This window comes from Oceanimonas baumannii (assembly GCF_002245495.1).
GTDB classification, from domain to species: domain Bacteria; phylum Pseudomonadota; class Gammaproteobacteria; order Enterobacterales; family Aeromonadaceae; genus Oceanimonas; species Oceanimonas baumannii.
Map to the genome: position 1 here is coordinate 96,391 of NZ_NQJF01000009.1, position 12,293 is coordinate 108,683.

Here is a 12,293-nt window from a genome sequence, read left to right on the forward strand (position 1 = left end):
TGGTTTCCTCATTTACCAGAAAATTACGTCTTCAATGGCCGCCAGCAGGCCGGCCACATCCTGTTGATACACTTCGCCTATGGTGCCGATACGAAAGCAGTCCACCGCCGACACCTTGCCCGGATAAATCACATACCCCCGCTCCTTCAGGCCCAGATAAAAACGCTTGAAGTCGTAGGACGCCGCCTCGGGCGCGGCGAAAACGGTGATCACCGGAGACTGCCAGTCGCGTGCCACCAGCGGCCGAAAGCCGAGCCGCTCCATGCCGGCAACCAGCGCGCGCTGGTTGCCTTGATAGCGCTGATGACGGGCAGCCACGCCCCCTTCCCGCTCCAGCTCGGTCAGCGCCTGGGCAAAGGCGCGCACCACATGGGTCGGCGAGGTAAAGCGCCACTTGCCACCCTGGCGCTCCATGCACTGCCACTGGTCGAACAGATCCAGGCTGACCGAACGGGCTTGCCCCTCGCACTGCGCCATGGCCGCTTCCCGGGCGATGATGAAACTGAATCCAGGCACGCCCTGAATGCATTTATTGGCGCTGGAGATCAAAAAGTCGATGGCCAGTTCACCCACCTCCATGGGCACACCGCCAAAGGAGCTCATGGCGTCCACGATCAGGGTCTTGCCCGCCTGTTTGGCCGCCCCGCACAGCTCGGCCAGCGGGTTAAGAATTCCGGTGGTGGTTTCACAGTGCACAAAGGCCACGTGGCTGATGGCCGCGTCCGCCGCCAGTGCCCGGCTCAGCAACCCGGCCGACAGCGGCTCGGTCTCCGCCACTTCCACGGTGGCCAGGGGCAATCCCAGGCAACGGGCGATGTCGGCCATGCGCCGGCCATAGGCACCGTTGATCAGCACCAGCAGCTTGCCCTCGGCAGGGACCGCCGAGCCCAGTACCGACTCCACGCCGGCGGTGCCGCTGCCCTGCATCAGTACACTGGTATAGCCCGGCTGACGGGTGGCCAAACGCACCAGCTGGCGGCGAATGGGCTGCACCACGCCCTGGTTGTAGTCGTCGTCCCAGGTACACCAGTCCTTCATCATGGCGTCGCGCACAGTGGCGGAGGTGGACAGAGGGCCGGGGGTCAGCAGCAGATAAGGATTGTTCACGTTCACTCCTGGTATATACCAAATTTAAAAACACGATAGACGCACTGTCGAAACGGAGCAAGACGGCAAGCCACACTGCAATAAAAAATTCATCTTACACAGGCCTGTCCATCCCCGTCGGCAGGGGTAATAATGGCAACAGATTTCAATGAGTTGACGACGACCACACCACCCCTGCAACAACGCAACTGGTGTAGTCCATATGGAAGGACCAATGAGCAAACCCCATTACCAACAGATCAGCGACAGCATCGAGGCCCAGATCCGCAGCGGCGCCCTGCTCGCCAACAGCAAACTGCCCTCGGAGCGCCAGCTCAGCGATGCCTTCGCCACCACCCGGGTCACCCTGCGCGAAGCCCTTTCCCGACTCGAAGGCAAGGGCCTGATCTACCGCGCCAACCGCCGGGGCTGGTATATCACACCAAGCCGGATCAATTATAATCCGACCCAGCGGCTGCCATTTAACGAGGTAGTATCAGGACAGGGCCGTCGACCCGATACGCACATTCTGGCCCAACAACTGGCACCGGCCGAGCCGGCGGTACACAAGGCACTGGGGCTGGCCCCCCTCACTCCGCTGCACCGGGTACGCCGGCTGCGCTCCATTGATGGGCATGCCGTGCTGCTGGAGGAGAACCACTTGGATCCGGCCCGTTTTCCCGGGCTCGAGCGTCACGATCTGAGCCGCTCCCTGACCCGGCTGTTCGAGCAGGAATACGGCGTGCGCATCGCCACCATGGAGCTCAACATGTATCCGCTGGCGCTGGATGAGGAACGGGCTCAGGCCTTGGGCGTGGCCACCGGCGCGGCCGCCCTGTTTATCAGCCGGCTGTCCCGGGACGAGGCAGGAAGGGTTATCGAACTGGACTGGGAATACTGGCGCCACGACGCGCTCAATATTCAGCTCTCGGTATAAGCGGGAACATGGCTTTTTCAATAAAGTGTCATACCATCGTCACATAGACTTTGTAGATTGCCCCAAACTGGTCTAAACCAGATGAGGGTAATCTGATGACATATCTAGCAATTGACAATGTGGTAAAGAACTTCGGTGACTTCCGCGCACTCAAAGGCGTCAGTCTGACCGTGGAAGAAGGAGAGTTCATCTGTTTTCTCGGCCCCAGCGGCTGCGGCAAGACCACGCTGCTGCGCGCCATCGCCGGCCTGGATCTGCCCAGTGACGGCCGCATCGAGCAGGCCGGCCGCGATATCACCCAGGCGCCGCCGGAGCAGCGCGACTTCGGCATCGTGTTCCAGTCCTACGCCCTGTTCCCCAACCTCACCGTGTATCAGAACATCGCCTTTGGCCTGGAAAACATACGCCTGCCCAAGGCCGAGATCCAACACAAGGTCCAGTCACTGCTCGAGACCATCGGCTTGCCCGGCAGCGGCAGCAAATATCCGGGGCAGCTCTCTGGGGGGCAGCAACAGCGGGTAGCGCTGGCCCGGGCCATCGCCCTGTCACCAGGCCTGCTGCTGCTGGACGAACCACTGTCGGCGCTGGACGCCCGGGTGCGCGTGCAGCTGCGCGCCGAGATCAAACGGCTGCAACGGGAACTCAAGGTCACTACCATCATGGTGACCCACGATCAGGAAGAAGCCCTGGCCATGGCCGACCGCATCGTGGTGATGAACCATGGCGAAATCGAGCAGATCGGCACCCCTGAGGAAATCTACTACCAGCCCGCTACCCCCTTTGTGGCCCGCTTTATCGGCGCCATGAACTTCTATGCCACCGTCGCCGATCACGACGGCCGCCTGAACCTGGGCGAGCATACCCTGCGCCGCCAGGTGACCCCGGGCAGCCGACATTTGCTGGCCTGGCGGCCGGAGCTGACCCGGCTGGCGGGCGCCGGCGAAGGCCCGGCCCTGCGCGGGCATATTCGGGAGCTGTCTTTCCTCGGCGCCTTTATACGGGCCGAAGTGGCGGTAGACAGTCACCCTGAGCCAATTCTGGCCGATCTGTCAGCCCGGGACTGTGACCTGCGCCGGCTGCAACCGGGTCAGGAAATCGCTCTGGCGCTGCCGCTGGAACACACTCACCTGTTCAGCGAGGCCAGCGCATGACCAGCCTCAGCCTGCCCCGGCCGCTGAGCTGGGATGACAAGCTGCAGCGTGGCCTGCTGACCCTGGCCTGTGTGCTGTTTCTGCTGGCCCTGGTGCTGCCGCTGGGGCAGATACTGCATACCGCCCTGGTGGACGACCAGGGCCGGTTCGCCGGCCTCGGTAACATTCGCCGTTACCTGGCCACGCCGGCCTTGGGCCACTCGCTGCTCAACACCCTGACCATGGGCCTGCTGGTCACCGGTCTGGTCACCGGACTGGCGTTTCTCTACGCCTACGGCCTGACCCGCACCCGGCTGCCGGCCCGCACCCTGTTCAAGGTGGTGGCCATGGTGCCGATACTGGCACCGTCACTTCTGCCGGCCATCAGCCTGATCTACCTGTTCGGCAACCAGGGAGTACTGCGCCACTGGCTCGGCGGTGAAAGCATCTATGGCCCCATCGGTATCGTTCTGGGGCTGTCGTTCTGGGCTTTTCCCCATGCGGTGATGCTGCTCAGCACCGCCATGGGTGCCACCGATGGCCGCCTGTTCGAGGCCTGCCGGGTACTGCGTGGCGGCCCGGTGCGCGCCTTTTTTCAGGTCACCCTGCCCGGCATCAAGTATGCCCTGCTCAGCACCCTGATGGTGGTGTTCACCATGGTGATCACCGACTTTGGCGTGCCCAAGGTGATCGGCGGCCAGTATTCCATGCTGGCCACCGACATCTACAAGCAGGTGGTGGGGCAGCAGAACTTCACCATGGGCGCCCTGATCAGCACCCTGTTGCTGCTGCCGGCCCTGCTCGCCTTTGCCGCCGACAGCTGGCTGCAGCGCCGCAACAAGCAGTTGATCGACAGCCGCTCCCTGCCCTACCAGCCCGAGCCCAATGCCTGGCGTGACGGCTTTTTCCTGCTGTTCTGCAGCCTGATTGCCCTGGCCCTGCTGGGCGTGATCGCCATGGCCGCCTACGCTTCCCTGGTGCAGTTCTGGCCCTACAACCTGGACCTGAGCCTGGATCACTACCGGTTTGATCTCATCGACGGCTGGCAAGCCTATGGCAACTCGCTGCGCATGGCCGGCCTGACCGCCCTGTTTGGAACCCTGATCATTTTCCTGGCCGCCTACCTAGTGGAGAAGGGTCAGGGCCAGGGCGGCCTGCGCAAGCTGCTGCACGGCCTGGCCATGGTACCCCTGGCGGTGCCGGGACTGGTGCTGGGCCTGGCCTATATCTTCTTCTTCAACCAGCCGGGCAATCCGCTCAAGGTACTGTACGGCGGCATGACCCTGCTGGTGGTATCGACCATAGTGCACTTCTATACCGTCGGGCACCTCACTGCGATCACCGCGCTCAAACAGCTGCCGGCGGAAATCGAGGCCGTGGCCGCCTCGCTGCGCATCAGCCGGTTCAAGGCCATGTGGCGAATAAGCCTGCCCATGTGCCTGCCGGCGGTGCTGGACGTGGCCATCTACCTGTTCGTCAACGCCATGACCACGGTATCGGCGGTGGTGTTCCTGTACGGCCCCGACACCATGCTGGCCTCCATCGCCGTGCTCAACCTGGACGACAGCGGCAACATCGCCCCGGCGGCCGCCATGGCCATGCTGATTTTCATCACTGCCCTCGGCGCGAAGCTGCTGCACCTGGCCGCCAGCCGCGGCCTGCTGCGTCTGACCCAAGGCTGGAGACAAAAATAATGACCACCCCCCAACGTCCTTACTGGCTGCAACAGGCCCTGGAACAGGAGCAACCGGCCCCGGCCATACCGCTGCAGGCGCATGTCGAGGCCGATATCTGCATCATCGGCGGCGGCTACACCGGACTGTGGAGCGCCATTCAACTCAAACAGGCCGAGCCGGCACTCAACATCGTCGTGCTGGAACGGGAGCTGTGCGGCAGCGGGGCTTCTGGCCGCAACGGCGGCTGCCTGCTGACTTGGTCCACCAAGTATCCTTCACTGTGTCGCCGCTATGGCGCGCAGGAAGCAGCCCGTCTAGTGCGAGCTTCGGAGCGGGCGGTACTGGAAATTCGGGACTTCTGCGAACAGCACAGCATCGACGCAGAGTTACGCATTGACGGCACCTGCTACACCGCCACTAATGGTTTCCATAGCGGCGCCATGGACAAGCTGGTGGCCGGACTGGAACGGGAAGGACTGAACAGCTGGTCAAGACTGGACGAGAGTGAACTTTTGGCACGCACCGGCTCCGAGGCCCACCTTGAGGGCCACTTCTCACCGCTAGCCGGGTCGGTACAGCCGGCCTTGCTGGTACGAGGTCTGCGCCGGGTGGCGTTATCCATCGGGATCACCGTTTATGAACATACTCCCATGACCCGGATGGAACGCAGCCAGCCCACCCTGATCGAAACCCCCCACGGCAGTGTTACTGCCAATAAAGTCATCCTGGCCCTTAACGCCTGGACCCCTAGCCTGTTCAAAGAATTCGACAAACACTTGGTACTGGTTTCATCAGACATGGCGATCACCAACCCGGCACCAGCCGAACTGAAACGCCTGGGCCTGAACCATGGTGCCGCCGTGGTCGATGGCAGAACCTTTGTGCACTACTACCGCTCTACCCCTGACGGCCGATTAATGCTGGGCAAAGGCGGTAATATGTTTGCTTTCGGCAACCGCCTGCATAAGGCCTTTGATCAACCAAGCCGCTACCAAACCATACTGAAGAGAGCGTTGCAGCGCTTCTTTCCCGATCTGAAAACCGGTATCGCCGCCACCTGGACCGGGCCATCGGATCGTTCCGCCACCGGCTTGCCGTTTTTTGGTCGGCTTGAGGGGGACAGCGATATCTATTATGGTCTGGGCTACTCCGGCAACGGCGTGGTGCAGAGCCTGCTGGGTGCCAAAATCCTGACCAGCCTGGTACTGGGTCGAAATGACGACTGGACCCGATGCGGCCTGGCACAAGGGCCGCAGGGGCAATTTCCACCAGAGCCGGTACGTTGGCTCGGAGCCATAACGGTACGTAACGCCATTCGCCGCAAAGAAACCGCCGAAGACAGGGGGCATCAGCCCTGGCCTTGGGACCGCTGGCTTGCCCGTTTTGCCGATACAGCCGGCAAGGCCGACAAAGAGACCTGAATATAAAAAAGGGATGCTGCTGCATCCCTTTTTTGGCCGGTATGGACGCGTTACAGGATAATGTCCTGCAGCTTGGGATCCTTGCGCGACAGAATATGAGTGGAGCGAATACGGCGCACAGTGCGGGATTTGCCCCGGATCACCAGGGTCTCGGTGTGCGCGTAATTGCCGTCACTGCTGATACCTTCCAGCAGATCCCCTTTGGTAATGCCGGTGGCAGCAAAGATAACGTTGTCGGTGCGAGCCATGTCTTCCAGCCTGAGCACGGTACCCACTTCGATACCCATTTCCTTGCAACGCTCGATTTCGGCCTTGCCGGCAGCCAGGTTTTCTTCATCCGGTCCTTTCACTTCGTAGCGAGGCAGCAGACGGGCCTGCATATCACCGTCGAGGGAACGTACCACAGCAGCAGAGATAACCCCTTCCGGTGCACCACCCACGCCGTAGAGCATGTCAACTTCGCTTTCCGGAATACAGGCCAGAATAGACGCAGCTACATCACCGTCAGGAATGGCAAACACCCGCACACCCAGAGCCTGCATGGTCTTAATAGCTTTATCATGACGGGGCTTGGCCAGGGTGATCACGGTAAAGCGAGACAGCGGCTTGTTCAGCGCCTTGGCCACCGATTTGATGTTCTGCTCAATGGACTTGCTGAGGTCGATGGCCCCCTTGGCCTCCGCACCCACGATAAGCTTTTCCATATACATGTCGGGAGCACGCAGAAAAGCACCCTTTTCGCCCACGGCCATCACCGCCAACGCGTTGGACTGCCCCATGGCGGTCATGCGGGTACCTTCTATGGGATCAACGGCAATGTCGACATCATCCCCGCCAAGGCCGACTTTTTCACCAATATAGAGCATGGGTGCTTCATCAATCTCACCCTCACCGATCACTACTTCGCCGCTGATTTCTATTTCGTTCAGCACATGACGCATGGCCGCCACGGCAGCACCATCGGCAATGTTCTTGTCGCCCCGGCCCAGCCATTTGTAGCCAGCCAGAGCAGCGGCTTCGGTGACCCGGGAGAATTCGATGGCCAGTTCACGTCTCATGAAAATTTCCTACACAGTAATTTATTATTCATCACCCAGAATACGCTGGCGGAATACACGGTATACATCGGGGATTTGATCCATGCCCGACACGCACATATCCAGATCGTGCAGCCGGCCGTCTTTGATGCCGTAAACCCAGCCGTGCACCGACAGGGATTGTCCCTGCTTCCAGGCATTCTGAACAATGGTGGTGTGACAAAGGTTGGCCACCTGCTCAACCACGTTCAGCTCACACATATAATCTTCCCGCGTTTGCTGATCTTCAATGGCACTGAGCGCTTCTTCGTGCTTATGGCAGATGTCCTTGATATTGCGCAGCCAGTTGTCAATGAGCCCCAGCTCCTTGTTCTGCATGGCAGCCAGTACACCGCCACAGCCGTAATGGCCGCAAATAATGATGTGCTTCACCTTAAGCACTTCAACGGCATATTGTACCACCGACAGACAGTTAAAGTCCGTATGCACCACCAGGTTCGCCACATTGCGGTGTACGAATACGTCGCCAGGCAGCAGCCCGGTCAGCTGGTTAGCGGGCACCCGGCTGTCGGAACAGCCAATCCACAGATATTCCGGTGCCTGCTGCAGCGACAGCTTTTCAAAAAAGGAGGGATCTTCCGCTTTAATGCGTTCAGACCAATCGCGGTTATTGTCAAACAAGTGCTTCAGCATTCTCATGATACTACCTGCCGTTCTGTCTCTGATATTTAAAAGGTAGGCGGAAAAAAGGCCCCATGGGGGGCCTTTCAAACACCGATAATCCACTGCAGCTGATCATGAATCCATGGCAGCTTTCAGTTTTTTCAGTGCCGTTTTCTCCAACTGACGAATGCGTTCGGCGGAAACACCGTATTCGTTGGCCAGGCTTTGCAACGTCGTCTTGTCGTCCTCATCCAGCCAGCGGGCCTGAATAATATGCTGGCTGCGCTCATCCAGGGTTCTCAGTGCAGCACGCAGCCGCTGATTGGCAGAATGCTCCCAGTTGGCTTCTTCGACCTGGGTCGCCACATCTGAGCTTTTGTCTTCCAGGTAGTGCACCGGTGCAAAGCTGCCTTCGCGATCATCGTCATCTGATGCCAGATCAAAGGCCTGATCCTGAGCGCTCATCCGAGATTCCATTTCCAGCACTTCAGATGCAGAGACGCCCAAATCCTCAGCCACCCGGTTCACTTCCTGCTGATTAAACCAGCCCAGACGTTTTTTGGACTTGCGCAGATTGAAGAACAGTTTGCGCTGGGCTTTGGTGGTCGCCACCTTGACTACACGCCAGTTGCGCAGCACATACTCGTGGATTTCGGCCTTAATCCAGTGCACTGCAAAAGACACCAGGCGCACACCCACACCCGGATCAAAACGTTTTACCGCCTTCATCAGGCCGATATTGCCCTCCTGGATCAGATCCGCCTGGGGCAGGCCATAGCCGGCATAACTCTTGGCAATGTGCACCACAAAGCGCAGGTGCGACATAACCAGCTGACGGGCCGAACTCAGGTCGCCCTCATTCTGCAGGCGCTCTGCCAGAGACTTTTCTTCCTCCGCGCTGAGCACGGGAATAGTGTTCACTGCCTGGATATAGGCCTCCAGGCTGCCTTGGGGAACCAGGGCAAAATGGCGCTGTAAATCTGTCGTCATCAAACTCGTGTTCATTACATGACTCCGTATAAACGGCTTCGGTTGCTTGCTTTGCAATGACTTTGTCGACTCCCCCGGCTGATTGCCGGTGGGTGAAAATTTATGGATTTACCATCAAAAGTCAAGGGAAGCACCGGTTTGTGCTGCCCCCATAAGACCACAGTCTGCCCTTATGGTTCAAGCCGGCTCGATCGCTCTTATGTGACGACGCACGGAAAAACCGGATGCCATCAGGCTGAGCAGAGTACCAGTCAGCACCAGCAGCAGGCTTTCATTCAGCCCAAGCCCGAGCAATTCAAAGCTGCTCTGGTAAAGCGCAGCCAGCGCGTTGACCTTGTTACTGAGCCAGACCACCATGACCAGCGTCAGCCACCAGGCCAGCAGACCGCCGATAATGCCGTACCAAAGCCCCACATAGAGGAAAGGCCGGTGAATAAAACCGTCAGTCGCCCCCACCAGCTTCATCACTTCAATCTCATAACGACTGCTGAGAATATTAAGCCGCAGCGTATTGCTCACCACCAACAGCACGCCGGCCAGCAGCAACACGGCGATGCCGACCACGGCCTGACGCAGCAGGTCGACAATACCCGACAGCCGGGCAAGCCAGGCCATATCCAGCCGCGCAGTCGCAACCAGGGGCTCTGCATTCATGTCGGCCAGCAGCAATTCAGCCGCTTCGGGCAGGCGGCCGCTTTCCGACAAATTCAGGATAAGCACCGCCGGCAACGGATTTTGCTCAAGCAGATCCAGAGCCTCGGCAAAACCGGCGGCACCACTGAAGTCTGCCAGGCCCTGCTCCGGGCTGATGTGGATAACCTGCCGGATCTCACTCATGCCCTCCAGCCTGGTCTGCAATGCCTTAATGTCGCCGTCGTTGGCATTCTGCTTCAGGTACAGGCTGATCTGGGCCTGACTCTGCCAGAAACTGCTGACCGACTCGGCGTTTTTCAGCAAAACGTAGAAACTTGCCGGCAACGCCAGACTGACACCGAGCACGGCAATGGTCATCAGCGAGCTTAATGGCGTACGCCACAGTTCACCCAGGCTGGCAAACAGTTGCCGCAGGTGGTCCACCCAATACATGGCCAGACGCTGGTGCCAGGCCAGCTTATGAATATTGCTCATGCCTGCTCCTCCTGCATACGGCCGGCGTTAAGGCACAGGGTACGATAACGCTGAGCATTGATCAGGCCGGTATCGTGGGTCGCGATCAATACACTGACCCCTACCCGGTTAAAGGCCTCAAACAGCCGCAGAATATCCATGGACAGCTCGGGGTCCAGGTTACCGGTAGGTTCGTCTGCCAGCAGCAGTAATGGCTTGTTAACAATGGCCCGGGCAATGCCCACCCGCTGTTGCTCACCGCCCGATAACATGGGTGGGAAATAACGGTCCTTGCCGTGCAGGCCGACCTTGTCCAGGGCGGCTGATACCCGCCGCTGAATATCATGGTGACTGTAGCCTTCAATCACCAGCGGCAGTGCCACATTGTCGAATACGGTGCGCCCCTGGATCAGATGATGATCCTGAAAAATCATCCCGATGCGCCGGCGCACGAAGGGAATATCGCGACGGGCGATACGGCTGACATTCTGGTCATTAAAAAACACCTGACCATCAGTGGGCCGCTCCATGACGCTGATCAGTTTGAGCAGGGTGCTTTTACCGGCCCCGGAGTGGCCGGTAAGGTATGCCATTTCACCCTTCTGCAAATGAAAGCTGACCTTTTGCAGCGCCTGAAAGCCGCCGCTGTATACCTTGCTAACCTGCTCAAAGCGGATCATTTAGTCTTCCCGGCTGAATAGCGCCTCAATAAATTCAGAGGCATTAAAAGGACGCAGATCATCGATTTGCTCACCCACGCCGATATAGCGAATGGGAATGCCAAACTTGTCGGCCACTGCAAAGATAACGCCCCCTTTGGCGGTACCGTCCAGTTTGCTGAGGGTAATACCGGTGATGGGCACAGCCTCATTGAAAATTTTGGCCTGACTGAGCGCATTCTGGCCGGTGCCGGCATCCAGGGTAAGCATGATCTCGTGGGGCGCGGCAGGGTCAATTTTCTGCATAACCCGCACGATTTTCTTCAGCTCTTCCATCAGGTGTGCCTTGTTCTGCAGGCGACCCGCAGTATCGGCAATCAGCACATCAGCCTTGCGTGCTCTGGCGGCCTCCACCGCGTCATAAATCACAGAGGCAGCATCGGCACCGGTATGCTGGGCAATCACCGGAATATTGTTGCGCTCACCCCACACCTGAAGCTGTTCTACCGCCGCAGCGCGGAAGGTATCGCCGGCAGCCAGCATCACCGATTTGCCTTCGGCCTGGAACTGACGGGCCAGCTTGCCGATAGTCGTGGTCTTGCCTACGCCGTTGACACCGACCATCAGAATAACGTACGGCCTGTGCTCACTGTCGATCTTCAGCGGCTGATCCACCTTGGCAAGAATGCCACCCATTTCTTCCTTCAGCAGCTCATACAAGGCTTCACCGTCCTTGAGCTGCTTGCGGCTGGCCTGACTGGTCAGGTTATCGATGATCGACATAGTGGTTTCCACGCCCAGATCCGCAGTCAGCAGCTGGGTTTCCAGCTCTTCGAACAAATCATCATCGATTTTCTTGCCCCGGAACAGGCCAAAGAAGCCCGATCCCAGATTTTGCCGGGTTTTAAGCAAACCCGCTTTAAGGCGGGCAAAAAAGCCTTTTTTGGGGGCCTTGGCGGCGGCTTCAGCAGCCAGACGCTCCTGCTCGGCAGCTTCAGCTTCGGCTGCCAATCGGGCCTCTTCCGCTGCTTTGGCTTCGGCCGCCAGACGGGCTTCTTCCGCTGCCTTGGCTTCGGCCGCCAGACGGGCCTCTTCCGCTGCCTTGGCTTCGGCCGCCAGACGGGCTTCTTCCGCTGCCTTGGCTTCGGCCGCCAGACGCGCTTCTTCCGCTGCCTTGGCTTCGGCCGCCAGACGGGCTTCTTCCGCTGCCTTGGCTTCGGCCGCCAGACGTGCTTCTTCCGCTGCCTTGGCTTCGGCCGCCAGACGCGCTTCTTCCGCTGCCTTGGCTTCGGCCGCCAGACGGGCCTCTTCCGCTGCCTTGGCTTCGGCCGCCAGACGGGCCTCTTCCGCTGCCTTGGCTTCGGCCGCCAGACGCGCTTCTTCCGCTGCCTTGGCTTCGGCCGCCAGACGCGCTTCTTCCGCTGCTTGCGCTTCGGCTGTTAAACGCGCTTCTTCCTCGGCTTTCGCGTCCGACTCCACCACATCCTGGGGGATTTGCTGTTCCTGTGCTTCTTCCGGCTGTTCATCTTTCTTTTTGCCAAAGCCCAGCCAGGAGAAAAAACCTTTTTTCGCCATTATTGCCAATAC

11 protein-coding genes are annotated in these 12,293 nt (G+C 59.4%); 4 read left to right on the plus strand and 7 right to left on the minus strand.

Annotation, left to right across the window (positions count from 1 at the left end; genetic code table 11):
* Nucleotides 1-12: 12 nt before the first annotated feature.
* Nucleotides 13-1,131 (minus strand): 2-aminoethylphosphonate--pyruvate transaminase, encoded by a 1,119-nt coding sequence (phnW, locus tag B6S09_RS11790; RefSeq protein ID WP_424991652.1) that lies wholly within the window; start codon nucleotides 1,129-1,131, stop codon nucleotides 13-15.
* 190 nt (nucleotides 1,132-1,321) lie between these two features.
* Here phnW and B6S09_RS11795 point away from each other — a divergent pair, with 190 nt between their 5' ends.
* From B6S09_RS11795 to B6S09_RS11810, 4 genes are all read left to right on the plus strand, one after another.
* Nucleotides 1,322-2,023 carry a UTRA domain-containing protein gene (locus B6S09_RS11795; protein ID WP_094278689.1) on the plus strand — a complete coding sequence of 234 codons (702 nt, stop codon included), beginning with the start codon at nucleotides 1,322-1,324 and terminating at the stop codon, nucleotides 2,021-2,023.
* A gap of 95 nt (nucleotides 2,024-2,118) precedes the next feature.
* Nucleotides 2,119-3,174: a putative 2-aminoethylphosphonate ABC transporter ATP-binding protein gene (locus B6S09_RS11800; protein WP_094278690.1), complete on the plus strand. Its 1,056-nt coding sequence runs from the start codon at nucleotides 2,119-2,121 to the stop codon at nucleotides 3,172-3,174.
* Nucleotides 3,171-4,847, plus strand: coding sequence for a putative 2-aminoethylphosphonate ABC transporter permease subunit (locus tag B6S09_RS11805; RefSeq protein ID WP_094278691.1), 1,677 nt, complete (start codon nucleotides 3,171-3,173; stop codon nucleotides 4,845-4,847). The genes B6S09_RS11800 and B6S09_RS11805 overlap by 4 nt, the downstream gene beginning before the upstream one ends.
* Nucleotides 4,847-6,250: an FAD-dependent oxidoreductase gene (locus tag B6S09_RS11810; RefSeq protein ID WP_094278692.1), complete on the plus strand. Its 1,404-nt coding sequence runs from the start codon at nucleotides 4,847-4,849 to the stop codon at nucleotides 6,248-6,250. The genes B6S09_RS11805 and B6S09_RS11810 overlap by 1 nt, the downstream gene beginning before the upstream one ends.
* A 50-nt stretch (nucleotides 6,251-6,300) precedes the next feature.
* Here B6S09_RS11810 and glpX read toward each other — a convergent pair whose 3' ends face one another.
* From glpX to ftsY, 6 genes are all read right to left on the minus strand, one after another.
* Nucleotides 6,301-7,308, minus strand: a complete 1,008-nt coding sequence (gene glpX, locus B6S09_RS11815; RefSeq protein WP_094278693.1) for a class II fructose-bisphosphatase — start codon at nucleotides 7,306-7,308, stop codon at nucleotides 6,301-6,303.
* Nucleotides 7,309-7,332: 24 nt separating this feature from the next.
* Nucleotides 7,333-7,986, minus strand: a complete 654-nt coding sequence (can, locus tag B6S09_RS11820; protein ID WP_094278694.1) for a carbonate dehydratase — start codon at nucleotides 7,984-7,986, stop codon at nucleotides 7,333-7,335.
* Between the two features lie 96 nt (nucleotides 7,987-8,082).
* Nucleotides 8,083-8,940, minus strand: a complete 858-nt coding sequence (gene rpoH, locus B6S09_RS11825; RefSeq protein WP_094278796.1) for an RNA polymerase sigma factor RpoH — start codon at nucleotides 8,938-8,940, stop codon at nucleotides 8,083-8,085.
* A gap of 177 nt (nucleotides 8,941-9,117) precedes the next feature.
* Nucleotides 9,118-10,068: a permease-like cell division protein FtsX gene (gene ftsX, locus B6S09_RS11830; RefSeq protein ID WP_094278695.1), complete on the minus strand. Its 951-nt coding sequence runs from the start codon at nucleotides 10,066-10,068 to the stop codon at nucleotides 9,118-9,120.
* Nucleotides 10,065-10,727: a cell division ATP-binding protein FtsE gene (ftsE, locus tag B6S09_RS11835; protein ID WP_094278696.1), complete on the minus strand. Its 663-nt coding sequence runs from the start codon at nucleotides 10,725-10,727 to the stop codon at nucleotides 10,065-10,067. The genes ftsX and ftsE overlap by 4 nt, the downstream gene beginning before the upstream one ends.
* On the minus strand, nucleotides 10,728-12,281 hold the full coding sequence (ftsY, locus tag B6S09_RS11840) for a signal recognition particle-docking protein FtsY (RefSeq protein ID WP_094278697.1): 1,554 nt from the start codon (nucleotides 12,279-12,281) through the stop codon (nucleotides 10,728-10,730).
* Nucleotides 12,282-12,293: the final 12 nt, after the last annotated feature.